This window comes from Erwinia sp. PME.40.26/001 (genome assembly GCF_055556675.1).
Map to the genome: position 1 here is coordinate 274117 of NZ_JBVHNP010000002.1, position 26985 is coordinate 301101.

Annotated in this window: 23 protein-coding genes; 19 read left to right on the forward strand and 4 right to left on the reverse strand. The window is 60.8% G+C overall.

Going from position 1 to position 26985, the window contains the following annotated elements:
• Positions 1–168: 168 nt before the first annotated feature.
• The 13 genes from ACZ3HG_RS08780 to mdcH all read left to right on the forward strand — a co-directional run bounded on the left by ACZ3HG_RS08780 (position 169) and on the right by mdcH (position 13303).
• Positions 169–1605, forward strand: coding sequence for a circularly permuted type 2 ATP-grasp protein (locus ACZ3HG_RS08780; protein ID WP_191933759.1), 1437 nt, complete (start codon positions 169–171; stop codon positions 1603–1605).
• Positions 1599–2528: an alpha-E domain-containing protein gene (locus ACZ3HG_RS08785; protein WP_191933760.1), complete on the forward strand. Its 930-nt coding sequence runs from the start codon at positions 1599–1601 to the stop codon at positions 2526–2528. Before ACZ3HG_RS08780 ends, ACZ3HG_RS08785 begins: the two co-directional genes overlap by 7 nt.
• The gene (locus tag ACZ3HG_RS08790) at positions 2528–3328 is read left to right on the forward strand and encodes a transglutaminase family protein (protein ID WP_191933761.1); all 801 of its coding nucleotides are present in this window, start codon (positions 2528–2530) and stop codon (positions 3326–3328) included. Before ACZ3HG_RS08785 ends, ACZ3HG_RS08790 begins: the two co-directional genes overlap by 1 nt.
• A gap of 18 nt (positions 3329–3346) precedes the next feature.
• Positions 3347–4057 carry a proteasome-type protease gene (locus ACZ3HG_RS08795; protein WP_191933762.1) on the forward strand — a complete coding sequence of 237 codons (711 nt, stop codon included), beginning with the start codon at positions 3347–3349 and terminating at the stop codon, positions 4055–4057.
• A gap of 153 nt (positions 4058–4210) precedes the next feature.
• Positions 4211–5932 carry a bifunctional ornithine lipid synthase OlsF gene (gene olsF / locus ACZ3HG_RS08800; RefSeq protein ID WP_191933763.1) on the forward strand — a complete coding sequence of 574 codons (1722 nt, stop codon included), beginning with the start codon at positions 4211–4213 and terminating at the stop codon, positions 5930–5932.
• Positions 5933–6187: 255 nt separating this feature from the next.
• Entirely contained in the window at positions 6188–7840 is a 1653-nt protein-coding gene (gene mdcA / locus ACZ3HG_RS08805; protein ID WP_191933764.1) for a malonate decarboxylase subunit alpha, read from the forward strand.
• Positions 7840–8694, forward strand: a complete 855-nt coding sequence (locus tag ACZ3HG_RS08810; RefSeq protein ID WP_191933765.1) for a triphosphoribosyl-dephospho-CoA synthase — start codon at positions 7840–7842, stop codon at positions 8692–8694. The genes mdcA and ACZ3HG_RS08810 overlap by 1 nt, the downstream gene beginning before the upstream one ends.
• Positions 8695–8763: 69 nt before the next feature.
• Positions 8764–9063: a malonate decarboxylase acyl carrier protein gene (gene mdcC, locus ACZ3HG_RS08815; RefSeq protein ID WP_191936310.1), complete on the forward strand. Its 300-nt coding sequence runs from the start codon at positions 8764–8766 to the stop codon at positions 9061–9063.
• Positions 9056–9892: a biotin-independent malonate decarboxylase subunit beta gene (locus tag ACZ3HG_RS08820; protein WP_191933767.1), complete on the forward strand. Its 837-nt coding sequence runs from the start codon at positions 9056–9058 to the stop codon at positions 9890–9892. The genes mdcC and ACZ3HG_RS08820 overlap by 8 nt, the downstream gene beginning before the upstream one ends.
• Positions 9889–10689, forward strand: coding sequence for a biotin-independent malonate decarboxylase subunit gamma (gene mdcE, locus ACZ3HG_RS08825; protein ID WP_191933768.1), 801 nt, complete (start codon positions 9889–9891; stop codon positions 10687–10689). Before ACZ3HG_RS08820 ends, mdcE begins: the two co-directional genes overlap by 4 nt.
• 133 nt (positions 10690–10822) lie before the next feature.
• Entirely contained in the window at positions 10823–11782 is a 960-nt protein-coding gene (locus ACZ3HG_RS08830) for an AEC family transporter (RefSeq protein WP_191933769.1), read from the forward strand.
• Position 11783: 1 nt separating this feature from the next.
• Positions 11784–12395 carry a malonate decarboxylase holo-ACP synthase gene (locus ACZ3HG_RS08835; RefSeq protein ID WP_191933770.1) on the forward strand — a complete coding sequence of 204 codons (612 nt, stop codon included), beginning with the start codon at positions 11784–11786 and terminating at the stop codon, positions 12393–12395.
• Positions 12392–13303: a malonate decarboxylase subunit epsilon gene (mdcH, locus tag ACZ3HG_RS08840; RefSeq protein WP_191936309.1), complete on the forward strand. Its 912-nt coding sequence runs from the start codon at positions 12392–12394 to the stop codon at positions 13301–13303. Before ACZ3HG_RS08835 ends, mdcH begins: the two co-directional genes overlap by 4 nt.
• On the opposite strand, the gene ACZ3HG_RS08845 is transcribed toward mdcH, so the two are convergent.
• Complete coding sequence (locus ACZ3HG_RS08845; protein WP_191933772.1) at positions 13287–14222, reverse strand: LysR family transcriptional regulator; 936 nt, start codon at positions 14220–14222, stop codon at positions 13287–13289. The two genes, mdcH and ACZ3HG_RS08845, sit on opposite strands and share 17 nt — an antisense overlap.
• 414 nt (positions 14223–14636) lie before the next feature.
• Here ACZ3HG_RS08845 and ACZ3HG_RS08850 point away from each other — a divergent pair, with 414 nt between their 5' ends.
• From ACZ3HG_RS08850 to ACZ3HG_RS08875, 6 genes are all read left to right on the forward strand, one after another.
• The gene (locus ACZ3HG_RS08850) at positions 14637–15857 is read left to right on the forward strand and encodes an oxalate decarboxylase family bicupin (RefSeq protein WP_465332697.1); all 1221 of its coding nucleotides are present in this window, start codon (positions 14637–14639) and stop codon (positions 15855–15857) included.
• A gap of 199 nt (positions 15858–16056) precedes the next feature.
• Positions 16057–17124, forward strand: coding sequence for an ABC transporter ATP-binding protein (locus ACZ3HG_RS08855; protein WP_191933774.1), 1068 nt, complete (start codon positions 16057–16059; stop codon positions 17122–17124).
• Between the two features lie 35 nt (positions 17125–17159).
• A complete protein-coding gene (locus ACZ3HG_RS08860; protein ID WP_465332698.1) occupies positions 17160–18137 on the forward strand; it encodes an ABC transporter substrate-binding protein in 978 nt (325 codons plus the stop codon).
• Between the two features lie 3 nt (positions 18138–18140).
• Entirely contained in the window at positions 18141–19880 is a 1740-nt protein-coding gene (locus ACZ3HG_RS08865) for an ABC transporter permease (RefSeq protein ID WP_465332699.1), read from the forward strand.
• Between the two features lie 95 nt (positions 19881–19975).
• Positions 19976–21241: an acid phosphatase gene (locus tag ACZ3HG_RS08870; protein WP_191933777.1), complete on the forward strand. Its 1266-nt coding sequence runs from the start codon at positions 19976–19978 to the stop codon at positions 21239–21241.
• Between the two features lie 142 nt (positions 21242–21383).
• Positions 21384–22526: a porin gene (locus tag ACZ3HG_RS08875; protein ID WP_244633672.1), complete on the forward strand. Its 1143-nt coding sequence runs from the start codon at positions 21384–21386 to the stop codon at positions 22524–22526.
• Positions 22527–22542: 16 nt separating this feature from the next.
• Here ACZ3HG_RS08875 and abgT read toward each other — a convergent pair whose 3' ends face one another.
• From abgT to ACZ3HG_RS08890, 3 genes are all read right to left on the reverse strand, one after another.
• Positions 22543–24066, reverse strand: coding sequence for a p-aminobenzoyl-glutamate transporter (abgT, locus tag ACZ3HG_RS08880; protein ID WP_191933778.1), 1524 nt, complete (start codon positions 24064–24066; stop codon positions 22543–22545).
• A gap of 101 nt (positions 24067–24167) precedes the next feature.
• Positions 24168–25616, reverse strand: coding sequence for a M20 family metallopeptidase (locus ACZ3HG_RS08885; protein WP_465332700.1), 1449 nt, complete (start codon positions 25614–25616; stop codon positions 24168–24170).
• Positions 25616–26932: an amidohydrolase gene (locus ACZ3HG_RS08890; protein WP_465332701.1), complete on the reverse strand. Its 1317-nt coding sequence runs from the start codon at positions 26930–26932 to the stop codon at positions 25616–25618. The genes ACZ3HG_RS08885 and ACZ3HG_RS08890 overlap by 1 nt, the downstream gene beginning before the upstream one ends.
• Positions 26933–26985: the final 53 nt, after the last annotated feature.

Sequence of the window (26985 nt, forward strand, 5' to 3'; positions counted from 1 at the left end):
GGAATGCACTGTCATGGTGCATTCCCCTTTCGCGCTTCGCTTTCCCTGACCTTGTTTTTCATCAGGCTGATGCCCGTTCCTCGCCCCGTGCGGGGCGGGCCGATCCTCACGACTCTGGCACACTTTGTGCAGCACTAACGCAGGTTCACAGACAGCGGTAGGGAAATCATGAATCAAAGCTATCAGGTTGCGTCGCACTTTTATGATGAGATGTTGCTGAAGGACGGGCGCTATCGTGGACATTATCGGGAATACTGGCAGTGGCTTCAGCAGGCTGACCAGCAGGCCATTGCGCGCAAGCGCGAAGAGGCCGCGCTGTTATTTCATCGTTTAGGGATCACCTTCAACGTCTACGGCGAGGACGGAGGGGAAGAAAGACTGATCCCGTTCGACAGCGTTCCGCGCATTATCCCCGCCGGGGAATGGGCGATGCTCGACAAGGGCATCCGCCAGCGCGTGCAGGCGCTGAACGCCTTTCTGCACGACATCTATCACGATCAGCGCATCCTGAAGGCGGGGATCATCCCGGCGGAACAGGTGCTGGTCAACGACCAGTATCAGCCCTGTATGCAGGGGCTGAACCTGCATCGCGATCTTTACGCGCACATTATTGGCGTGGATATGGTCCGCAACAGCGACGGCGAATATTACGTGCTGGAAGACAACCTGCGCACCCCGTCCGGCGTCTCCTATATGCTGGAAAACCGCAAAATGATGATGCGCCTGTACCCGGAGCTGTTTGCCGATCGGCGTATCGCTCCCGTCGAGCGCTACCCGTCGCTGCTGTTACAGACCCTGCGCGAAAGCTCGCCCGTTAACGATCCGGTGGTGGTGGTATTAACCCCTGGCCGCTTTAACAGCGCCTACTTTGAACACAGCTTCCTCGCCCAGCAGATGGGCGTTGAGCTGGTGGAAAGCGCCGATCTGTTTGTCAAAGACGGGGCGGTGCTGATGCGCACCACTGCCGGCCCCTGCAAGATCGACGTGATCTACCGCCGGGTGGATGATGCTTTTCTCGATCCGTTAGCCTTCCGGCCGGATTCGATGCTGGGCGTACCGGGACTGCTGTCCGTTTATCGTGCGGGAAATGTGGTCCTCGCCAACGCCATCGGCACCGGCGTGGCCGATGACAAGTCGATCTACCCCTACGTCCCCGATATGGTGCGCTTCTATCTTAATGAGGACCCGATCCTTAACAACGTGCCCACCTGGCAGTGCCGCCGGCCGGATGAGCTCTCCTGGGTGCTGGCTAACCTTGAAAAACTGGTGGTGAAAGAGGTTCACGGCGCGGGGGGCTACGGCATGCTGATTGGACCGGTGGCCAGCAGGCAGCAGCTGGCGGATTTCCGTGCGCTGCTGATCGCCCGGCCGCAAAACTACATTGCGCAGAATACGCTGGCGCTTTCCACCTGCCCGACGTTTGTGGAAACGGGCCTGGCTCCGCGCCATATTGACCTGCGGCCCTTTGCCCTCAGCGGTGCGGATATCCGCCTGGTGCCCGGCGGGCTGACCCGCGTGGCGCTGACGGAGGGATCGCTGGTGGTGAACTCGTCGCAGGGCGGCGGTACCAAGGACACCTGGGTTCTGGAGGATGACGCATGCTGAGTCGCACGGCCAGTGGCCTGTACTGGATGGCGCGCTATTTAGAGCGTGCGGAAAATATTGCCCGGGTGCTTGACGTCACCAACCGTCTGTCACTGATGCCGGTGCGCGGCAGCCATAATAATGAGCTGCGCGTGCCGCTTAATCTGACCAGTACCGATGAGCTTTACTGGTCGGTCAGCGAACAGCTGACCATGTCGCAGCTGTTCCACTTTTTTGCGCTTGATGAGCGCAATCCCGCCAGTATTTACAACTGCTGGCAGTCGGCCTGGAACAATGCGCATGCCGTGCGCGGCAGCCTGTCGTCCGAGGTGTGGGAGAGCATTAATTCCAGCTGGATCGAGCTGCGTAAACTGCGACATAACGGTGTCAGCAGCGGCGGGGCGGATGCGTTTTTCGACTGGGTCAAAGAGCGTTCACACCTGTTTCGCGGCGCGATGTTTGGCACCCTGATGCGCGGCGATGCGATGAGCTTTATCCGCCTCGGCACGCTGCTGGAGCGTGCGGACTGCACGGCGCGTCTGCTGGATGTGTATCAGTATCTCAGTGATGAAGATGACGACACGGTACGTGAATATTACCGGCTGGATACGCTGCTGCGCTCGGTGTCAGCGCGTGAGGCGTACCACACTATCTACAAGCAGCAGCTGGCGGCCGACGGCGTAAACGAAATGCTGATCCTGCGCGAGGAGAGCCCGCGATCGCTGCGATCCTGCCTGGATGAAATTGCCAATCAGCTCAACCTGATCGGCAACAGCGGTGAAGATCGCCCGCGCTATCTGCTGACCGTTCTCCATGCCCAGCTGCGTTACAGCAGCTGGGAATCTCTGATGAGCGACGGGCTGCATGTCTGGCTGCAGGCTTTTCTCAGCGAGCTGGGCAGGATTGCCGAGAGCATTCATCACACCTATCTGGAGGCGAAATAATGAAGCTGACCATTGCGCATAAAACCTGTTTCAGCTATCAGAGCATGGTGCGGCAGAGCACACAGTACCTGCGGCTGACGCCGCAGAATTCGGTGCATCAGCAGATTATTTCCTGGGATCTGCTGCTGCCGGAAGAGGCGATCTGCACCACCGATACCTGGGGCAACGTGCTGCACGTCCTGACCCTCGACCGCCCGCATCAGGAAATTGAGATTGAAGCGCGTGGTGTGGTCGACATTCTGGACGAGGGGGACAGCGCACCGGACCCTGACTGTACGCTGTCGCCGCTGGTGTTCCTGCGCCACAGCCCGCTGACCCAGCCCGACGCGGAGATCGTTCACTTCGCCCGCCGCTATTACCGTGAAGAGTCCCCGCTGGTCAGTCTGGAGCGCCTGATGGGGGAGCTGCTGTTGAAAATGCCCTATCAGCCGGGCAGTACGCTGGTCACCGATCCTGCGGCAAAAGTTTTCGCGGCGGGTAGCGGGGTATGTCAGGATCACAGCCACGTCTTTCTCGCCTGCTGTCGCAGCCTGCATATCCCCGCTCGTTATGTGAGCGGCTATCTGTATACTGATCACGTGGAACATGTGGCGACGCACGCCTGGGTGGAAGCCTGGGTGGACGGCAGCTGGCACAGTTTCGATATCACCAACAATACCCGCAGCACGCGTCAGCATCTGAAGCTGGCGGTGGGCGTGGACTATCTGGATGCCTGCCCGGTGCGTGGCATGCGCCTGGGCGGCGGCAGCGAAAATATGCAGGCAGTGGCTGCGGTGCAACTGGTGTTTTCGCAGCAGTAATCTTTTACCGGACTCACTATGACCTATTGTGTAGCTATGCGCTTATCGTCAGGGATGATTTTCGTTTCCGATTCCCGAACCAATGCGGGCGTGGATCATATTTCCTCGTTTCGTAAGCTCCATGTTTTTCAGCAGGACGGCGAACGGACCCTGGTACTGCAAAGCGCCGGTAATCTGGCGACCACCCAGAGCGCATTAAGCCTGCTGCGGCGCAGCTGCGAGGACGGAAAGCAGCCCAGCCTGATGAACGCCACCAATATGTACGATGTGGCGCTGCTGGTTGGCGAGACGCTGCGTTCGGTGATCAAACGCGACGGTGAAGAGTTTGGCGGCACGCTGATGCTGGGCGGGCAAATCAGGGGCGAAGAGCCCAGGCTGTTTCAGATCTACCCGCAGGGCAACTTTATTGAGGCCAGCACCGATACGCCCTATTTTCAGATAGGAGAAAGCAAGTACGGCAAACCGATTATCGACCGCGTGCTGCGCTATGACACGCCGCTCGACCAGGCGATGCAGTGCGCGCTGATCTCCATGGATTCTACACTGGCCAGTAATATTTCGGTCGGGCTGCCGCTGGACGTGATGGTCTATCCGGCCGACAGCTACAGCAGTATGCAGCAGTACCACATTACGGAAAAACACCCCTATTTTTCCCAGATCCGCCAGCTCTGGAGCAGCGGTTTGCTGAGCGTTTTTTCACAGCTTCCGCCGCTGGAGCTCGACGAGTAACCTGTAGCCCCTCCCTGTTCTTTCAGGGCTGACCGCGTTTTGCGGTCAGTCCGCTTCCCGCCAAATCAGCGCATCTTTCTCCTGTCATTTTCCTGACACGCTATCGTCATCCGGGCTGGTTAGTGTGCCGTTAAAACACCCGGAGGCTAACCTGTGTTTACTATCGAACGCGTACTGGACGACCTGAGTCCCGGTCATGACACCCCCTCCTGGCAGAAAAGCGTGCTGCGCCGCCTGCTTCATGAAAAAGAGTTCCAGCAGTTCAACCAGCGCAACCGTCACCTGAAAGGGCTGGATATGGTGGAGCAGGTGCTGGAATACATGGACGTCAGCTGCGAACTCAGTGAACGCGACCTGGAGCAGATCCCCAGCAGGGGCCCGGTGGTGATTGTTGCCAACCATCCGCTGGGAACCCTGGATGGTCTGGCGCTGCTACACGCGGTGTCACAGGTGCGGCGCGACGTCAAAATTGTGACCAACCGCCTGCTGCACTGCCTTGAGTCCCTGAGCAGCCTGATGGTGCTGGTGGACAACATGGGTAACCGTACCAGCCGCCATCAGGTGGGACAGATGCAGGAGCAGCTGGAAAACCAGGGGGTGCTGATCTTCTTCCCGGCGGGGGAGGTTTCCCGCTTTGGCAGCAAAGGCATCAAAGATGGTAAATGGAGCCACGGCTTCCTGCGCCTGGCCGCCCGCTTCCGGGCACCGGTTGTCCCCATTCATATCAGCGGACGCAACAGCGCGCTGTTCTATCTCACCTCGAAAATTTACCAGCCACTGTCGATGCTGCTGCTGGTACGGGAAATGTTCGGCAACCGCGGCGCGCGGCTGAAGCTCAAAATCGGTAAACGCATCCCCTATGCCAGCTGGCACGATGGCCGCACTCCGGCGAAGGAGCTGGCCGCGCGTTTTCGCCGCCACCTGTACCGCATCGGCCAGGGCAAATCAGCGCTGTTTCAGACTGAGGCGGCCATCGCACGTGCTGAAGATCGTGCCGTGCTGAAACGGGCGCTGGCGGGCTGTGAAGTGCTCGGTCAGCTGCCGGATGGCAAAATGATCTACCTGTACCGCCGTCAGGGAGAGGACTATGTGCCCATACTGCGGGAACTGGGCCGACTGCGCGAAATCGCCTTCCGGGCGGTGGGTGAGGGCAGCGGCACGCGACGCGATCTGGATGATTACGACGACGACTACTATCACCTGATTTTATGGGATGAAGAGGCACTGGATATCGTTGGGGCCTATCGCTTTATCCCCACCGCCGAACAGTTTGAACGCAAAGGCTTTGAGGGCATCTACAGCCACAGCCTGTTCCATTACGATCACCAGATGAACCCGGTGCTGATGCAGGGTATTGAGCTGGGCCGCAGCTTTATTCAGCCCGCCTACTGGGGCAAGCGTGGTCTGGATTACCTGTGGATGGGGATCGGGGCTTATCTGGCGAAATACCCCCAGTACCGCTATCTGTTTGGTCCGGTCTCTATCTCGGGCGGCCTGCCGCTGGCGGCGCGCGACCTGCTGGTGGCCTTCTACCGGCTCTACTTTGCCCCGACGCTGCCGCTGGCCACCTCCCGCCGCCCTTATCCGGCCTCGCTGCCGGACGTTCTGGCGCAGTTTAGCGGCGATAACTACAGTGAGGATCTCAAGCGCCTCAAGCGCCTGTTAAGCAATATGGGCACCGGGATCCCCCCGCTTTACAAACAGTATTCTGAACTCTGTGAGGCCGGCGGGGTGCAGTTTATTGACTTCGGCAGCGACCCCGACTTCAATCACTGTATCGACGGGCTGGTGCTGGTGGATCTCACCCGGCTAAAAGAGAGCCGCTTCCAGCGCTACATCGCCATCCATCACCCTGAGGAGAGGGTGGCCGGCTGACCCCGCCCGCCACCTGAAAAAGAACCCGCCATGACGGGTTCTTTTATTTCCCTGCCCGGTCAGCACGAAAAAATTGTGACCTCGCCCTGAAAATGAATTCTCTAATACATTGATAAAATTATCTTTTTTATCAACTGTTACTCCATGTGTAATGTTTGATACGCCGGACGTAATTGTTTGAACGCCTTGTTTGGGTGCAGACTCGTCATCAGACTGAAGCATCCCTGACAGGATGCACTTACAGGAGGTTTTATCATGATTTCCCACCCGTCCCCCCGTGTCTGGGATACGCGCCGCCGTGAAAAACAGCGCCGTATTGCCAGCCTGGGTCTGAACAATAAAATCCTGCCTACGGGCGATCTGGTTGCCATGCTGGAAAAACTGATCGTGCCCGGCGATCGCGTGGTTATGGAAGGGAATAACCAAAAGCAGGCGGATTTCCTTTCCCGATCGCTGGCGCAGGCGGATCCGAAAAAGCTGCACGATCTGCATATGATCATGCCGAGCGTCGGCCGCAGCGAACACCTGGATATCTTCGAAAAGGGCATCGCCCGCAAGCTTGATTTCTCCTTCTCCGGCACCCAGAGCCTGCGTATCTCGCAGCTGCTGGAAGACGGACAGCTGGAAATCGGGGCCATTCACACCTACATCGAACTTTACTCGCGGCTGTACGTTGATCTGATCCCGAACGTAGCGCTGGTCGCCGGTTTCAAAGCCGACCGCAAAGGTAACCTCTACACCGGTCCCAGCACCGAAGACACCCCCGCTCTGGTGGAAGCCGCCGCGTTCCATGACGGCATTGTTATCGCTCAGGTCAATGAACTGGTCGACGACGAGTGCGATCTGCCGCGCGTGGATATCCCGGGATCCTGGATCGACTTTGTCGTCGTGGCCGACAGGCCGTTCTTTATCGAGCCGCTGTTTACCCGCGATCCGCGCCTGATCAAGCAGGAACACGTGCTGATGGCGATGCTGGCGATCAAAGGTATTTACGCTGAGCACCAGGTGCAGTCGCTGAACCACGGGATTGGTTTTAACACTGCGGCCATTGAGCTGCTGCTGCCCACTTACGGCGAACAGCTGGGTCTGAAAGGCAAAATCTGTCGCCACTGGACGCTGAACCCGCATCCGACCCTGATCCCGGCGATTGAAAGCGGCTGGGTAGAAAGTGTGCACTGCTTCGGCGGTGAGCTGGGCATGGAAAAATACGTTGCTGCCCGTCCGGACGTGTTCTTCACCGGTGCCGACGGCTCCATGCGCTCGAACCGTGCCTTCTGTCAGATGGCCGGACAGTACGCCGCTGATATGTTTATCGGTTCGACCTTACAGGTCGACGGTGACGCCAACTCCTCTACGGTCACCCGTGGCCGTCTGTCGGGCTTTGGCGGTGCGCCGAATATGGGCCATGACCCGCACGGCCGCCGCCATGCGACGCCCGCCTGGCTGGCGATGATCAATGAGCCCGATCCGATGGCACGTGGCCGCAAGCTGGTGGTGCAGATGGTGGAAACCTTCCAGGCCGGATCAAAACCGACCTTCGTCGAGAAGCTGGAAGCGGTCGACGTGGCGAAAGCGTCCGGTATGCCGCTGGCTCCGGTGATGATCTACGGTGACGATGTGACCCACGTCCTGACCGAAGAGGGGATCGCCTACCTCTATCGGGCGAAGTCGCTGGAAGAACGACGTGCCATGGTCGCCGCCGTGGCCGGTATCACCGATATCGGATTGGGTGTCGATGCGAAGCGCGTCACGCAGCTGCGCCGTGAAGGCAAAGTCGCCTTCCCGGAAGACCTGGATATTCGCCGGACCGATGCCCGTCGCTCTCTGCTGGCCGCCGGCAGCGTCGCAGACCTGGTCGAATGGTCCGGCGGGTTATATCAGCCACCGGCTAAATTCAGGAGCTGGTAATGAGCCTGCAGCGGCAGATCGCCGCCTCTCCTGCTGAACGTCACGCGCAGCGTCTGGCCTCTCTGGCCACCCGTTGTCTGCTGATGGAAGCGAACCTGACGCCAAAGCCGGGGCTGGTCGACCGCCGCGGTAGCGGGTCGCATCACGACCTGACGCTGGCGCTGATGGAGCGTTCTGCTCACAGCCTGACGCCGATGTTTCGTGAGATGGCGCTGCAAAGCTGGCGACGTCCGGCGGATATCGCCCTGCGCCAGACGGCAGGCCGGTTGGGGCGCGACGGGGAAGCCGTCATGATGCGGGAGACCGGTGGGGTCAATACCCATCGCGGAGCGATCTGGGCGCTGGGACTGCTGGTTTCCGCCGTGTCAATGTGTGGCGGCACCGGCAGTCTGACGCAGGTGATCAGTACGGCAGCCCGCCTGGCACAGCTGCCGGACGAGGCCGCGCCGAAACTGTTCAGCAACGGCCTGCGTGCCAGTTCACGCTACCGCCTGCCGGGGGCCCGTGAAGAGGCCCGGGAGGGGTTCCCTCATGTGGTCAGACTGGCGCTGCCGCAGCTGTGGCAAAGCCGCCAGCAGGGGGCCGGTGTGGACGCCGCCCGGCTGGATGCGCTGATGGCCATCATGACCTCTCTGAGTGATACCTGCGTACTGTCGCGGGCCGGAATGGCCGGTCTGGTAACGATGCAGCAGGGGGCCCGTGCGGTGCTGGCCGCGGGGGGCGTGCAACAGCCTGCCGGCTATCAGGCTCTCCTGCAGCTTGATGCGCAGATGCTGGCACTGAACGCCTCACCGGGCGGTGCGGCTGACCTGCTGTCTGCAGCGCTGTTTCTGGATCGTGTCTGTGTGGGGTAACCCGGTGCTTTGTCGGGCAGATCCTGTTGACGGTCTGCCCGCACATGAAACAAATTTTACGAGGATCTTATGCAACAGATAACCTTTTCTTTTCCGGCTACACGCCACCTCAGCGGCAAAGCGCTGGCGGGTGTGGTCGGATCCGGCGACATGGAAGTGCTCTACGTCGCTGATGACAAAGACCTACTGCGCGTGGCGATCACCACCTCCGTGGATAACAGCAGCCCGCGCTGGCAGGCGTTATTTGAGCGCCTGAGCAGCTTCGGGGCGTTACCGTCCGGCCAGATGACCATTCATGATTTTGGTGCCACTCCGGGCGTGGCACGCATCCGCATTGAACAGGTGTTTGAGGAGGCAGCCGATGCGTAACGACAGCAGCTTTATTGAACTCAAAGCGCGTGAGCGCGCCCGCCTGCTGCTGGATGACGGCAGCTTCCGCGAACTGCTCGATCCGTTTGACGGCATGATGTCGCCGTGGCTGGGGGCGCAGGGTATTGTGCCGCAGTCTGACGACGGCATGGTGGTGGCAAAAGGCACCATTGACGGCCAGCCCGCCGTGGTGATAGCCATCGAAGGCGGCTTCCAGGGCGGCAGCATGGGCGAAGTCTCCGGGGCGAAGATGGCCGCTGCGCTGGAGCTGGCAGCCGAAGACAACCGCAACGGCATCCCCACCCGCGCCGTGTTGTGCCTGGAAACGGGGGGCGTGCGCCTGCAGGAGGCCAATCTGGGCCTGGCGGCGATTGCCGATATTCATGCTGCCATCGTTGACCTGCGTCGTTACACCCCGGTCGTTGGCATTATTGCCGGTACGGTAGGCTGCTTCGGCGGCATGTCGATTGCCGCCGGGCTGTGCAGCTACCTGATTGTCACCCGGGAAGCCCGGCTGGGCCTGAATGGTCCACAGGTCATTGAACAGGAGGCAGGCATTGATGAGTACGACTCCCGCGACAGGCCGTTTATCTGGAGCATGACCGGCGGCGAAGTGCGCGCCCGCAGCGGCCTGGTAGATGCCATTGTTGCCGATGGTCAGCAGGCGATTAAACAGGCGATGCGCGCTGCGCTGGCGAAAGGCGTTCCGGCGGCACCGCGTTCGCGCCGCTATCAGCACTACCTGCCGCGCCTGGCGCAGTTTGATACCCGCCAGCAGGCCGATGCACAACAGATCACAGCGTTATTCAGTGAGGAGGATCGCAAATGAAACAGCCAACAGGACGGGGTGAAATCTGGCTTCAGCAGCTGACTGCCGGGGCGACCCGCCTGGCGGGATTATGCCCGTCAGTACAGGTGGCTGACGGTGAGCTGAACGGCGAGGCCGCCCGCTTTATTGCCGTGGTGCCCGATGCCGCCAACCATTATCCCCGCGCCGCACGGGGCGAAGTCGGGCTGCTGGAAGGCTGGACGCTGGCAAAAGTCATCAACGAAACGGTGGAACAGGATGCGGCCAGCGGGCATAAGCGGCCGATCGTCGCGGTGATTGACGTACCGAGCCAGGCGTACGGACGCCGTGAAGAAGCCTTTGGCATTCATCAGGCGCTGGCGGCGGCGGCGGGTGCCTACGCCGAGGCTCGCCTGGCCGGGCACGTCGTGATTGGGCTGATCGTCGGTAAGGCGATGTCCGGGGCTTTCCTCGCCCACGGCTACCAGGCCAACCGGCTGATCGCCTTCAACGACAGCGGCGTGCTGATCCATGCCATGGGTAAAGAGGCGGCGGCGCGTATTACGCTGCGCAGCGTTGAGGCGCTGGAAAAACTGGCGCAGACCATTCCGCCAATGGCCTATGACATCAAAAACTACCACACCCTCGGACTGCTGGAGTCGCTGCTGGACATTCGCCAGCCGGATGCGCCGGACGCTGACGACGTGGCGCAGGTTCAGCAGGCGCTGACTGACGCTCTCGCGGCCGCCCGGCGCGATCCTGGCCTGGCGTGCCGCCTGCAGGCGGAAAACCGCCGCAGTTCAAAAGCCGTCAGGGAGCGGATGCGCAGCCTCTGGTAGTGCCCACGTGAAGAGTAAAGAGCCATAAGACAACCTGCCAGGTGTCGTCGGGTATGGCAGACATACCCGACAATCACCACCTGTAAAATAATAATCATCGCGCCTGTGCTCACTTCAACTACCAGGTGATGTTATGACTTATGTAATTATTAATGCTCTTGCCCCTATCTTTGTCATTATGCTGCTGGGCTTTTACGCCGGTAAAGCCGGGATGGTGGACAATAAAAACGTTTCTTTACTGAATATCTTTGTGATGGATTTCGCCCTGCCGGCGGCGCTGTTCAGCGCCACCGTGCAGACGCCGTGGGCCGGTATTATCCAGCAGTCACCTCTGATTCTGGTGCTGGTGCTGGCGATGTGGATTGTCTATGCGGCGATCTATTTTATCAGCACGCGGCTGTTCCATAAGTCTCCGCAGGATGCGGCGGTGCTGACCCTTACCGTGGCCCTGCCAAACTATGCGGCGCTGGGCCTGCCGATCCTCGGCAGCGTACTGGGAGAGGGGGCCTCGACCTCACTGTCGGTTGCCGTCTCGATTGCCTGTGGTTCGGTGCTGATGACGCCCTTCTGTCTGCTGACGCTGGAAAGAGAAAAAGCACGTGCGGCAGGGAAGGGGGCGAACGCCGGGATCGGCATGCTGCCGGTGCTGATGTGGCGTTCGGTGACCAAACCGATTGTCTGGGGGCCGCTGCTGGGTGTGGTGCTTTCCGGGCTGGGTGTTTCGATGCCGGGCATGCTGCTGTCGGCCATTAAACCGTTAGGATTAGCTGCCACCGCTGGTGCGCTGTTCCTGACCGGGGTGATCCTGTCGGCCCGCCAGTTGAAAATCAACGGCGTGGTGGTGTTGTCCAGCCTCACCACCATGTTGATCCAGCCGTTTATCGCCTGGGGACTGGTGATCGCCTTCGGCATTAGCGGTCAGGTAGCGATCACCGCGATCCTGATGGTGGCGCTGTCGGCCGGGTTCTTCGGCGTGGTATTTGGCAACCGTTTTGGCGTACAGTCACCGGATGCCGAGGCGACGCTGCTGATCAGTTCACTGTTGTGTATCATCACGTTACCGCTGTTTATCACCCTTACCGCCGGGATGTAATATGACCATTGCGCCACATGATTTGATCTGGGTTCAGACGGCTGACGCCCTTGAGGGCGATCTGCCTGAGTGGGTCGCCAGCCAGTGGCGCTGCGACCTGCCGCTGGTGGTGCGTCGCGACCAGGATCGGCATGGGCGCATTCCGGTGGGGGTGCGAGGCCTGCGACGCGATCGGCGTGCCGCAGGCTGGGTGGCCGCAGAGCGTATCGTGCGCACGCTGTCGCCGGAGGCGCTGAGCGTAACGGAGCGTTTGCTGGCCTCGCCCTTTGTTTCCCAGCAGCCGGTGCAGGCGGCGATCCAACTGGCACAGCAGCGCTGGGAGTGGCGATGGGGGATCACCGGCAGCGTGGGTTACGCCCTGGCCACAGAGGTCCCGGTGCTGCATGACAGCAGCGATCTCGACCTGGTGATCCGCAGCCCTGAGCCGCTGGCGGAGCAGGCGCTGCGGCGCTGGCAGGCGTTTGTCAGCCAGCTGCCGTGCCGTGCCGATACGCAGGTCGAAACCCCCTGGGGCGCTTTTGCCTTAAATGAATGGCTGCGCGATGGACAGGTGCTGCTGAAAACCAACGCAGGGCCACGTATGACCCCCCGGCCGTGGAGTGCAACATCATGAAAATTCTCTTCTCTTTTCCCGGCCAGGGCGCGCAGCGTCCTGGCATGCTGCAACACCTCCCCGGCGGCGCGATGCTGCTGGACGAGGCCAGTGAGATCCTGCAGCAGGATGCGCGTCTGCTGGACGGCGCGGCTGCTCTGCAACACACCCGCGCCGTCCAGCTCTGCCTGCTGATTGCCGGGGTGGCACACGCGCGTGAACTGCGTCGGCAGGGCATTGAAGCGGATATGACCTGCGGCCTGTCGATTGGCGCGTTTCCGGCGGCCGTGATTGCCGGCGCACTGTCCTTCAGCGATGCCGTCCGTCTGGTGGCCCTGCGCGGCACGCTGATGGAGGAGGCCTACCCCGAAGGCTATGGCCTGACGGCGATTGTCGGTCTGAGAGAGGCGCAGCTTGTGCCGCTACTGGGCAGTGAGTGCTGGCTGGCCAATATCAATTCGCCGCTACAGATGGTGATTGCCGGCAGTGAGGCGGCGATGAGCGCCGTGGCCTCCCGCGCCCGCGCCGCCGGGGCACAGAAAATTCACCGGCTGGCGGTCAGCGTACCCTCACACTGTGCGCTGCTGGCGGAACCGGCCGCGAGACTGGCCGACGCCTTCCGTTCGGTGACCCTGACGCGCCCTTCGTGTGCGTACCTGAGCGGCAGCACCGCCCGCGCGCTGTGGCAGCCAGAGCAGATAGCCGACGATCTGGCGCACAATATGGCGCGAACCGTGCGCTGGCATGAGGCCATGGTGGCGGCCAACGAACGCGAGGTCCGGCTGGCGATTGAGATGCCGCCCGGTGCCACGCTGACCGGTCTGACGCGCGTGGCATTTTGTGGCAGTGCGGGGGAGGCGGTGTCGCTGGAACAGAGCGGCGAGCTGCTGGTGCGTCGCCTGGCAGAACGCCTCAGGGCGGCGTCGTAGTCAGCAGGCGCTGGCGGCTGTACATGCGGCCCTCAGCGACCAGCGCCAGCAGATTAGGATCGTGTTCGCGGTTGCGCTCAAAGACAATGGCGATGTTCTGGCGCATCTGATAAGGCTGCGCCAGCCTGAGCAGCTGAACTGAGTTTTCATACACGCGCTTCATCCTGCCCGGCAGCAGCGTATAGCCGACACCCGCCTGGACCAGACTCAGCATGGAGAAAATATCGTTAACCCGGGTGACAATATTCGGCTCATAGCCGGCGATATTAAAGGCCTCCTGGAAGCCCTGCCAGGTGGCAAACCCTTCCGCCAGCGAGACAAATTTTTCCTGACGAAAGTCACGCAGGTCGGCGGGGAAACGGGTGTCCAGCCCCGAGGCCGCCGGGGCCGCAAGGAAAATGTCATCGTCAAACAGCGGCAGGCTTTCAAAGCGGGCGTGGTCAAGATCGTCGGGGGCCACTGCAATCAGAATGGCATCCAGCGATCCCTCCTCCAGCCGTGCGGTCAGCATCTGGTTTGAGCCCATGGTCAGCTCCATCTCCAGGTCCGGGCGGCGTAATTTCATCCCCATAATCAACTGCGGGATAGTTTCCAGCGTCAGTGAATAGAGGGTACCAATGCGTATTCTTCCCTGGCCTACGCCAGCTGTTTTTCGCGTCTCCTCCACCCCGCGCGACATCATGTCCAGCGCTTCCTGACTGTATTCCCACAGGGTATGCGCCGCAGGCAGCGGCACCAGATTACGGCCTTTATGAATAAACAGCGGGCAGCGTACGCTCTCTTCCAGGCTGTGTAAGGCCCGGTGTACGCTGACGCTGCTGATCCGCAGGGCGTCGGCGGTACGCGCCAGATTGCCCAGGTTCATAAAGGCGATGAAAATTTCCAGTTTACGAAAAGTAATATCCGAATCGATGTTCATAACAGCCTTTATTCAGATGGCAGAGTGGAGAAGTGGATAACCTTATTCTAGGCGGTAACGGAACGCACCGTATAAAGCAATCATGCGTTATCGGCTGTAACGAGGTATGTCTCCGCACGTAATGAAGTCGATAAATAATATTAATATCTTACCGCTGTTTTGTGCCTTTCAGTCGTGATGATAGAAACAGACCGTCAACGGACGTGAATTTCCTGATTAAATGTCTGTGTTAGAGGATTAATTAACCATCATGTGATTAAAATCGCTGATGGATTTCTGCTTACATTTCCCGTTTGTTCCGCCAGATATTCCACTGGAAGGGCAAAAAAACATCGCATAGGCTTATCGATTATCGGCATCGTTCGGTGTGCCGTAAGTGATGTACATATTTGTCTGACATAAGGAAATCACGGGATGAATCCTCTTTCACGTCGCAGTTTTATGGCTTTTGCCGCTGGCGGCACCGTGGCGCTGGCTGCCGGTAAGGTCCACGCGCATGAACAGCCCGCTGCACGGCCCTTTAACGGGACAATGGGCGGCACTGACCCCGGCCCGCACGACCCAATCCGTGAAGCGGAAAACCCGGATATTGTGAACCCGCCGTCGACCGACAGCGGCACGTTACCTAACTTGCGTTTCTCCTTCAGCGACGCGCACGTGCGTAAGGGCAGCGGCGGCTGGACCCGCCAGGTGACGCAGCGTGAGCTGGGCATCTCCACCACTATTGCCGGGGTGGATATGCGCCTGAACAGCGGCGGTATCCGGGAGCTGCACTGGCACAAGGAGGGGGAGTGGGCCTATATGCTTTACGGCAAGGCCCGCATTACCGCCCTGGACACCGACGGCGGCTGGTTTGTGGATGACGTCGGCGTGGGCGACCTGTGGTATTTCCCGTCAGGCATGCCGCACTCCATTCAGGGGCTGGGGCCCGACGGCTGCGAGTTCCTGCTGGCCTTTGACGACGGCAACTTCGATGAAGACAGCACCTTCTTACTCAGCGACTGGTTTAAACATATCCCGCCGGATGTTCTGGCGAAAAACTTTGGCGTACCCGCCAGCACCTTCAGCTCGCTGCCGTCACCGTCCGATGAGTATATCTTCGCCGGTCAGGTGCCGGGTGCGCTCAGTGCCGATGCGATCGCTGGCGCTAAACGCTCTACGCTGCAGTTCAGCCACCGCATGATGGCGCAAAAGCCCATTACGCTGAAAGGCGGTACGGTGCGCATTACCGACTCCTCCAATTTTAAAATCTCCAAAACCGTGGCCGCTGCGCTGGTAGAACTGCAGCCGGGGGCGATGCGCGAACTGCACTGGCATCCCAATAATGACGAGTGGCAGTATTATCTGGAAGGGCAGGGGCGCATGGGGGTCTTCGCCTCATCGGGCGAGGCGCGGACCTTTGATTTTCGCGCGGGGGATGTGGGCTATGTTCCCTTTGCCATGGGCCATTACATTGAAAACACCGGCGATAAGCCGCTGCGGTTTTTAGAGCTGTTTAAAAGCGATTACTATGCAGACCTGTCGCTTAACCAGTGGCTGGCGTTGACCCCTCCGGCGCTGGTGAAGCAGCACCTGCATCTGGACGATGCCTTTATGAACGCGCTGAATAAAACCAAGACGCCGATCGTCGGATAATTTTTGCGGGCCGGTCAAAAAAGAAGATCGGCCCCTGCGATCCCGCCGCCTGTTTTATCTCCGGGGCGGACCTGCTGTTCCGGTTCGTCCGCATCCCGGGGGGCAACAATGGGCGAGGCTCCCGCCTTGTCACCTGTCTGTCATCTGCGCTCAGTATGTTTTAACCCGTTGCTGTTACCAACGGAGACGCGCCGTATCCATGTCTGAAATTCTGATCGACAACCTGAGTAAGTCCTTTGGCACGCAGCCGGTGCTGCGCGACGTTTCGTTGCGCATAGAGCACGGCGAATTTATTGCGGTTCTCGGCCCCTCAGGCTGCGGTAAAACGACGCTGCTGCGAACTCTCGCCGGTTTCGAAACGCCGGATGCCGGCACCATCGTCGTGGGGGAGCGCTGCTACAGCGCTCCGGGGCAGCATCTGCCGCCGGAGCAGCGCGACCTGAGCATCGTCTTCCAGAACTACGCCCTGTGGCCGCATATGTCGGTGTCGGAAAACGTCGAGTACGCCCTGAAGGTGAAAGGAATGACGCGCAGCCTGCGGCTGCAGCGCGTGGCCGACGCCCTGCAGCAGGTGGGACTGGCGGAAATGGCTGCGCGTAAGCCCGCCGACCTCTCCGGCGGTCAGCGTCAGCGCGTAGCGCTGGCCCGCTGCCTGGTCACGCGCCCGCAGCTGGTGCTGCTGGATGAGCCGCTGGCCAACCTCGATGTTCATCTGCGCGCAACGATGGAAGAGGAGTTCACCCGCTTCCACCAGCACTCCGGTGCCACGCTGCTGTATATCACCCACGATCAGCACGAAGCGATGGCGCTGGCCGACCGGATTGTGGTGATGCACGCCGGGCGCGTAATGCAGTTTGCCAGCCCGCAGACCCTCTACCGCCAGCCTGCCTGTGAAATGGTGGCACGCTTTATTGACGATGGCCGCGTTGTCACGGTCAGCGATATTGAACCCGATGGTCACGGCCGTGCCTGGGTCACCCTGTACGGCCAGCGCATTGCACTGCGTGCCAGCCCGCAGCAGGCGGTTCTGCCGGTGGGGAAAATCTGCCTGCACGCTGCCGACCTGCGGCTGGCAGAAGACCCACAGCCGGGGTTCTGGGGCACCATCCAGCGGGTGATCTACCGGGGGGGCTACCGCCAGCTGGAGATCGCCCCGGAGGCCGATCCGCAAAATCGCCTGACCCTGATGCTGACCGATGAACCGCTGTGGCAGACGGGCGACCGCCTGAAGCTGGCGGTGAGCGACGGCTGGGTCATTCCTGCTTAATTTTTTTCTTTCATTACCTTAAGGATCTCAGGGATATGCGTAGCACAATAACTGTTCTGGCTCTGCTTGCTGGCTTCTCTTCACTGACCGCCGCCGCCGCCGATGGCAGGCTGGTGGTCTATACCTCACAGGCACCGGAAATTGCCCAGCAGACCATTGATGCGTTTAAAGCCGCTAACCCGGGAATAGAGGTGCAGTGGACGCGCAACGGCACCACGCAGCTGATGAACGTCCTGCGCACGGAAATGATGAGCGGCGATGTGAAAGCTGACGTCCTGCTGGTGGCAGACTCCATCAATCTTGGCGCACTGAAGAAAGAGGGCAGGCTGATGGCATATCCGCAGGCCCCGGTCAGTCATATCAGCCCGGACTTTTATGACAAGGATAAGACCTGGTTTGGTACCAAAATGATCGCCACGGTGATCGGCTATAACACCCAGAAAGCGAAACCGGTCAACAGCTGGATGGCCCTGACCGCCCCGGAGAACCGGGGACAGGTGGCGGTCCCCAGCCCGCTTTACTCCGGAGCGGCGCTGTATCATCTGCACACCGTGATTGGCACGCCGTCCATTGGCTGGACATTCTATAAAAAGCTGGCGGCCAACGGCATCACGCCAGAAGGTGGTAACGGTCCGGCGCTAAAAGCGGTGGCCAGCGGGATGGCGAAGTACGGGGTGATCACCGATGCCGATCTGATCCGCGCGAAAAAACAGGGATCGCCGGTCGATCTGGTTTATCCGCAGGAAGGGGTGTCGTTTGTTACCGAACCCGTGGCGATCCTGAAAGATGCACACAACGTGGCGGCGGCGAAAGCTTTCGTGGATTTTATGCTGTCAGAAAAAGGTCAGCAGCTGGTGGCCCGGCAGGGTAACCGCCCAATCGATAAACGCGTGGCGGCCCCGGAGGGCTTTGCCCCGCTGGACAGCATTACGCTGCTGACACTGGACAGCGACAAGGCGGTGGCCGACGATAAACAGGTGCGCGACCAGTTCACTGAAATCTTCGGCGGATAACGGATGAGCGTGCTGCCCTCTCTGACGCGCTGTCTCCCCCGGCAGCGGTTCAGCCGCTGGCCCGGCAGTGAACGCTGGGTGCTGTGGCTGCTGGCGCTGATGATTGGCCTGCTGTCCGTCGCGCCGCTGGTGCGGCTGGTCTGGGCGGCGGTGGCACCGCAGGGCGTGCCGGACCTACAGCGACTGTCCGGGCTGCTGGCGACGCCGCGCGTGCTGCGCGCCACCGCGAATACGCTGATAATTGCCCTGGCCTCGACGGCGCTGGCGCTGCTGCTCGGCACGCTGGCCGCGTGGCTGGTGGCGCTCACTAACCTGCGCGCAAAGTCAGCCTGGGTCTTTGCCTTTATTCTGCCGCTGATGATCCCGCCGCAGGTGACGGCACTCGCCTGGGTACAGGCACTGTCGCCGTCCAGCCTGCTGGTGCAGGGACTGGCGGCGCTGGGCCTGCCGGTGGGCAGCGGGGGGCCACCGCCGCTCTATTCGCTGGGCGGTATAATTCTCCTCCTCGGCCTGCATAATGCGCCGCTGGTGTTCCTGGCGGTGCGTGCCGGACTGCAGCGCCTGCCCGCCGAACTGGTCGAGGCGGCGCGGATCACCGGTGCCTCTCCGCTGCGCGTGCTGCTGACCGTGGTGCTGCCGCTGGCGTGGCCGGCTATTTGTGCCGGGGCGGCGCTGTCGTTTGTGGCTGCCGCCGGCAATTTTGGTATTCAGGCAATGCTGGGCATACCGGGACGCGTGCCGACGCTGATCACTCTGGTTTATCAGCAGCTCAACACCACCGGCCCTGGCGCGCTGCCGGATATGGCGATGCTGTCGCTGCTGCTGGCGGCGATCACCCTGGGCGGCATGCTGTTCAGTAGCCTGTCTGGCGGGCGGCGCGACGTGCGCGTCAACGGCAGCACCCAGCCGTTCACCCAGTCTCTCGGCCGCTGGCGTCTGCCCGTGGAGTGCGCCAGCTGGCTGCTGATGGTGCTGATCCTGCTGCTGCCGCTGTCGGCACTGCTGGCCACCTCGCTGACCCAGGGGTTTGGCCAGCCGCTGAACGCGCAGTCGCTGACACTGCTTAACTACCGCAATGCCCTGTTTGACTACCCGGCGATACGCCACGCTTTTTTCACCAGCTTAGGGTTAACGCTGCTGGCGGTGATGATCCTGACCGTGATGGCGCTGTTTATGGCCTGTTTCCTCAGCTGGCGGCGTAGCCGGCTGGTGCGCGTGTTGCATCTCTCCAGCGAACTGGCTTTTGCCTTACCCGGCGTAGTGACGGGTATCGCCGCGCTGTTGTTCTTCCTGAAGCCGCTGCCGCTGGTGAACGTCAGCCTGTACGGCACAGTGTGGATTATTCTTGCGGCCTACCTGTCTAATTTCCTTGCGCTGGTACTGCGGCCAACACTGGCCGGGTTTGCCCGCATTGAGCGTTCGCTGGACGAGGCGGCCCAGCTGGCGGGGGCGGGATTTCTGCGTCGCATGCGCGATATTGTACTGCCGCTGGTTGCCCCCTCAGCCATTGCCGGAGCGATCCTGGTATTCCTTACTGCGCTGAATGAGATCCAGGTGTCGGTCCTGCTGGTGACGTCGGCGACGCAGACACTCGGCCCGACCATTGTTTTCCTCGATGAGGGCGGTTCCTCAACGCTGGCGGCGGCAGTTGGCTGCCTGATGATCCTGCTGGTGGTCGCCCTGATGCTGGTGGCGTCCTGGCTGGCCCGACGCCATCGCGGCGTGCTGCCGTGGCAGGGGTAAGCTGTTTCAGAACCGGTTTTGCCATAAAAGCGTCATCAGGATGCAGTAGCGTGGCTGTCGGCAGGGTGAAGACTTAAAAAAGATAAGGACGGATGATGCGCTTTCGTTTTACGTTACTGACGGCAGCACTGCTGGTCAGCCCGCTTACCCAGGCGAAACCCCCGCTGCCGCTGTCCGACGCTGCGGCGCTGGCTGACAGCGTTACCCTGGCCAGCGACAGTGCCGACTATCAGGCACTGCAGCAGCGCGTGCAGCGTGCGCTGGTGGAGGCTATCCGGGGCAAACACGACCGCATCGCGCGCAGCCAGCTTGATGAGGCGAAGCAGGGTAAACCGCTGGCGGATAGCGCGTGGCTGAAAGCCAGTGGCTACGATTTCGCTAAAAAAGCCAACCAGCAGGCGGGCATTGCGCTGCTTGGCGCATTCAGTACGCAGCCGGAAAGCACGCTGAAGCAGAATCTGGAGACGGTGGAGAACATCAACCTTAACGCCACCGCCACGCTGCGCCGGCAGGCGCTGATTGACGCTGAAGGGCAAAACTATCTCTACTTTCTTGCGGATGCGCTCGGCCCACGCCTCGGCCAGGCGTTTATCCGCGCGTATAACAAAGGCGAACTGGGTAAAGCGGCTGCGCTGATCAAGGCCAGTGAAGTCAGCACCGGCGAAGCCAAAAAGCATTTTGACAACCCGAGGCCCTTCCTGGTCCCGGCTAACACCATTCATCGGGTAGCGGATAACGTGGTGGTCAACGACAACCAGCCCTATACGGCGGACGGGGGGTCCTTCCCCAGCGGACACACCAGTACCGGCTACACCGATGCGCTGCTGATGGCGCAGATGGTGCCGGAACGCTTTGTCCCGCTGATTGACCGGGGCGCACGCTACGGCTATTCACGCCTCGTACTCGGCGTTCACTACCCGCTGGATGTGATGGGATCGCGCATGGTGGCACAGCGCAATGTGGCGCACTATCTGAACGATCCGGCTTACCGGCGGCTGTTTGACGACGCGAAGCAGCAGCTGCGCAGTGCGCTGGAAAAAGAGTGCGGTATGTCGCTGAAAGCCTGCGCGCAGGTGCCGGCGAAGGATGATCCCTATGCGGCAAAACCGATGCAGGCATTTTACCGCTTTACCATGACCTATAATCTGCCCGCTCAGCAGGGGGAGGCCACGCCGGTGGTGGTGCCGCAGGGGGCCGAAGTGCTGCTGGAAGCGGCCTTACCGGGTATGAGCGCCGCCGGGCGGCGGCAGCGGATGATAAACACGGCGCTGGCGGGGGGCTATCCCCTCTCCGGTAACGCCGACCAGAGCTTCTGGCAGCGGGTGAACCTGCATGATGCCGTCAGGTCGGCAGGGCATTAATTTGTTGCTTTAATGTTGCATAAATGTGATATGGCCCGCAGCCTGTGAACGCCGTCGGCGGGTTACCCTGTTTTGGTTAAAAGTTGTTCAGTTGCACTCTGTAAGCAGGTGAGGTGTCTACCCTACTTACGGAGTCAGTTTTATGACCAACTGTGCAAAAGCGGCCGGGATGCCGCTCTGTTTTTTGGTGCTGATGCTGTGGGCATCACGGACCCGGGCGGAGATCACCGTCATCAGAAAAAACACCTTCAGCGATCCGCTGCTCTCGCCCCTCAGTCTGAAAATAGCCGGCAGTATCCGCCCCGAATTTGTCTGGGATCGCTCTGCGACGCACGATCTGCGCCGGCACGGCCATGATGGCGGCTCACGTTTTCGCTTTACGGCGGGCTATCAGCTGACCCCTGCGCTCTCGGTTGTGGGGCGTTATCTGTGGGGCGTTGATCTCGCTCACGTTCTGGGGCTGAAACATCACTATAACCCTCATCAGCACTGGGATATTCAACGCCAGATGTTTGGCGGCATAGCCCTGCGGCACGTCGGCCAGCTGACCTATGGTCACCAGCACGGGGTTTATTACGACGTCATCGGCAGTAAAAGTGATATCTGGGATTTCGACGGTAATGCCAGCGCAAACTGGATTGGCGTCCCGGGGGATTATGGCGGCGGCGATCGGCCACGCAACGCGTTTAAGTATAAAAACACGCTGGGGCGTTACACACTCTATGCCGACTATCTGTTGCCGCAGCACGCTGCCCCGCTGGCGGATGACAGGCACTATCAGCGTCGGCACGGGGAGGGCATCGGCGTCGATTATCAGGCCCGGCGCGATTTAACGCTCAGTGCCGCCTGGGATCAGACCAATGCGACAGTGACGGATGCCCGGGGAGAACGACGTCATTACCGGCAACACTTCAGCGGTGCGGCGCTGCGCTGGCGACCGGGCCGCTGGACGCTGGTTGGCACCGCGACCTGGTACCGGCACTATGTGCCGGTCAGCGGCAGGAAGTCGGTCGCGCGCTATTTCGCCCGCCACGGTTACGGACTGGAGACGTTTTTTGGCTATACGTTTTTACCGGGAAAAACCTGGCTGCACGCCGTGCAGCCCTATCTGGCGGCCGATACGTTACGCCTGCGCGGCAACGAGCATTACCATGCCCGTCACGCTTATCTCGGGGCGTATGTCCATGTCGCTTATGGTCTTTCCTTCTACCTGGAACACACCTTCACGGCCACCAGCGACGGGCTGCCGGATACCACCTGGCTGACCTTCTTTTATAACTTTTAACCCTCAGACCGGCCCCTTACGGCATGGAAGGGTAGACGCCCGGTCCAATGGGCAGCCCCAGGGCGTACCATGCCAGCAGCAGCAGGATCCACACGGCAAAGAACACCAGCGGGTAAGGCATGATCAGCGTGTAATAGGTGCCGAGCTGTGCATCCTTGCGGTAGCGCTGCAGAAAGCCGAGGAACAGCGGCAGAAACGGCGACATCGGGGACAGCGGCAGTACAGCAGAATCCGCGATGCGGAATATCATCTGGGCGAAGGCCGGATGAAAGCCGAGCAGCATAAACATCGGCACGAAAATCGGTGCGAGGATCGACCAGATAGCCGAACCGCTGGCAATAAACATGCAGAGGAACGCGGACAGGAACATCAGCCCGATAAACGCCGGGGCACCGGTCATCGCCATCTGCTCCAGCAGGTCGGTCAGCCCCACCGCCATAAACGTCCCCATATTGCTCCAGTTAAACATCGCCACGAACTGGGCCAGCGGGAACACCATGACGATGAATCCGGCCATACTTTTCATCGGTTCAATCAGCAGAGCGGGAATATCATCGGGCCGTTTGATTTGCTTCGTCGACACGCCCCAGGTGATGGAGACCACAAAGAAGAACAGAATAATCAGCGGGACGATGCCCTTAATAAACGGCGACGGGATAATCGACCCGCTGGCCGGATCGCGCAGCATGGCCCCCTCCGGTACCACCATCAGCGCCACCAGAGCGATAAATATCAGCGCGGAAATCCCGCTCATCAGCAGGCCACGGTTCTGCAGGGGGGTCAGGCTGGCCAGCGTCTCTTCGCTGTTACCCTGCCAGGCGGGCAGGCGCGGCTCCACGAATTTATCGGTCAGCAGGCCCCCGGCAACGGTCAGCACTATCACCGAGCTGGCCATAAAGAACCAGTTATCCACCACGCTGACGTGAACCGTATCGCTGACCGCTTTGGCCGCCTCACTGCTGATCCCGGACAGCAGCACATCGGTCGTGACGATCAGCAGGTTGGCGGTAAAACCGGAGGCGACGCCGGCAATCGCCGCCAGCAGCCCGGCAACCGGATGGCGGCCAACGGCGATAAACATCAGCGCCCCCAGCGGCGGCATCACCACCAGCGCGGCATCGGAGGAGATATGGCTGAAGAAGGCGATAAACAGCACCATATAGCTGGCATAGCGGGCGCTGACAAAGGAAGCCATCTTGTTCATCAGTGCCTGCAGCAGCCCGGTACGCTCCGCCAGCCCGGCCCCGATCATCAGCGCGAGGATCGACCCCAGTGGGGCAAAGCCGCTGAAGTTCTTGATAATATTTGGCAGGATCCACTGGATGCCCGCGACACTCAGCAGGTTTTTAACCTCCACCATTTTGCCGCTGGCCGGGTTTTTCACCGCCACGCCGAACCAGGAGAGCAGTGCGGTCGAGACCATCAGCACCACAATCAGATAGACGAATAACAGAAACGGATTAGGCACCTTGTTGCCGATGCGTTCAATCCAGTAAAAGATCCTTCCCGGGCTTTTGTTCGCTGCCGTTGTCTCGCTCATTGGTGTTCACCCTATGCCTTGTCGTCGTTGTGTTGTTGTTTGCGTTTTGTTTTTTTAACGGGGCCGGGATCGAGCCAGGCCTCCGGGTCTGTCTGGAATCGCTACGCCAGCGGCGTTGGTGTTACCCCTGCCGGGATCGGGCAGCGATAGGGCTGCTCCGCGCGCTGGCGGCGGAACGCCTGCTGTGCTTCTGCCAGCAGGCTGTTATCGCTGAACAACGCCAGCGCGGTTGCGGCCAGGGTCTTGCCTGCAAGACACATGCCTTTGTGTGCGACGGAGGTGCGGCCCTGGGCCACCAGCTGCCAGCTGTGCAGCGGCGTGCCGAAGGCAAAGCAGGGGGTGAAGCACTGCGCGGTCGGGGCCACCCAGCTGACATCACCGACGTCAGTCGAGCCGTACAGCACCTCTTCACTGGCGGTGTACGGTGCCACACTGTCCATCAGTACGCGATCGCCCAGCGCGGCTGCCCACTCGCCGCCCGCCGATCCCCCGGTTCGCGCGGCGTTCAGCCGGGCATTGCGCAGATCGTCGGCGCTCAGCGTCTGGCGGATCTCGGCGGCAAACTGGCGTTCTTCCGCGCTGTAATCAGGCAGGCCAAAGTGACAGAGACGATCGTACATCAGCCTTTCCAGCGCCCGGTTGGGCTGATAGTTGGAGCAGGCTTTCTCAAAGCGCACGGTCATTTCAGTGCCGGTCATCAGGGCGGCCCCCCTGGCGATATCGGTCACCCGCTGGTAAATATCCTGCAGCTGATCGAGCTGCGGGGCGCGCACCAGATAGAGCACCTCCGCCTCCGCCTGCACCACATTGGGGGAACTGCCCCCGCTATTGGTCACTGCATAGTGCAGCCGGGCGTCGGGAATAATGTGCTCACGCAGGAAGTTCGCGCCGGTGTTCATCAGGGTCACGGCATCCAGCGCACTGCGCCCGAGGTGGGGCGCGTTGGCCGCGTGGGCCGCCACGCCGCTGAAATGAAATGCCGCCTGAATATTGGCCAGCGTGGCGGTATTAAACATGCCGCTGAAGCCCTCCGGGTGCCAGGTCAGTGCGGCATCGACGTCGTCAAACAGTCCTTCGCGGACCATAAACGTTTTCCCGGAGCCGCCCTCTTCGCCGGGGCAACCGTAAAAGCGAATCGTGCCCGTAGTGCCGTTCTGTTGCAGCCAGGCTTTGACGGCACAGGCGGCGGCCAGCGCCGCGGTACCCAGCAGGTTATGGCCGCAGCCGTGGCCGTTGCCGTCTGCCAACAGCGGGCGGCGCGTGCTGCATTCTGCCTGCTGGCTCAGCCCCGCCAGGGCGTCATACTCGCCCAGCAGGGCGATCACCGGCTGACCACTGCCATAGCTGGCGATAAAAGCGGTATCGATGCCCCCTGCGGCCTGCTCAATGCGAAACCCTTCCTGCTCCAGCGCCGTGGAGAGCAACCCGGCGGCGAAGGTTTCGGTAAAGCGCGTTTCAGGCCGATCCCAGATGGCGTCGCTTAACGCACTGAAGCGTGCCTGATGCCGGTCGATGTAGTCCGCCACAAAGTCATTTATTTCCGCGTCCATCACGCCTCCGGTTCGAATTCGGCAATATTGACCGCAATCGCCGCCAGCGTTTTCACCGCGACGGCCATCACCTGTTCGTCAAAGTCGAATTTTTCGTTGTGGTGCCCGGCGCTCAGATCGGTACCGAAAATAATGTAGGAGGCCTGGCCACCGCGCTGCTTTACCCGTTCCATCATGAAGGTGGCATCTTCCGACCCGGCGGCCATGCCACGCGTATCGACCAGCGAGGTCAGTTCCGGAATGTGTGCCGCCTGACGGCGGATATAACGCACCCAGGGGGCGGTCGGCTGACTGCTGCGCGCCTCACCCATCAGCGCGATCTGATGCTCAACGCCGTACATTGCGGCAGCACCGGCAAGCGCTTGCAGGGCGCGCTGGTAGATAAAGTCGTTAATTTCATTCGTCGCCCCGCGCGTTTCCACCTTCATCGTGGCGCGATCCGCGACCACGTTACGCCCGGTGCCTGCCTGCAGTACGCCCACGTTGACGCGTGCGCTGCCGCCGCTGTGCTGGGTCAGGGTATGCAGTGCCAGTGCAGCCTGTGCGGCGGCCAGCAGTGCATTGCTGCCTTCTTCCGGGCGTGCCCCTGCATGGGCGGCGTTGCCGCGAAAGCTGACGTCGAGCTTGGTGGTGGCCATAAAGTTATCGCTGCCGCACACCAGTTCGCCCGCCGGCACGCCGGTACCAATGTGGATGGCGGTAAAGAAGTCGACGTCATCAACCACGCCGGCCGCAACCATTGATTTTGCCCCGCGCGTACCTTCCTCGGCGGGCTGGAAGATCAGCTTAATGGTACCGACAAGATCGGCTTCAAACTGCTTCAGCACCTGAGCCAGGCCCAGGCCAATGGTGGTATGGCCGTCGTGCCCGCAGGCGTGCATCATGCCCGGGTTCACAGAGTCAAAGCCTTCGGCATACGGGCGGTGCGCGGAGGTCTGGTTTTCAATCACGTCCAGCGCATCCATATCAACGCGGAATGCCATCACCGGGCCGGGGCGGCCGGTGGCCAGCGTGGCAACAATGGCACAGAAGCCGCCGGAGAAGTGCGGCATCCACTCCGGCAGCGCACCCTGCTCCAGCGCACGCTGCTCGTGCTGTGCCAGCACCTCCGCGGCGGGGACGCCCATGCGCTCCTCCGCCTTTACCACTTCCCGGCCAAGCTGGAGTGCATAGCCAAGGCGGTGCAGTTCAGCGGCTACCTGCGTGGCGGTACGGAACTCCAGCCAGCCGGATTCGGCAAATTTATGCAGGTCACGCCGCCGTTCCTGCAGGCGGGGAACCATCTCTTTCACAACGTCAGCAATCGCCTCGTGCATAGGATCATCCTTCTGTTTGGGCATCGTCATTTCAGGGTTATCACTTTCTGTTC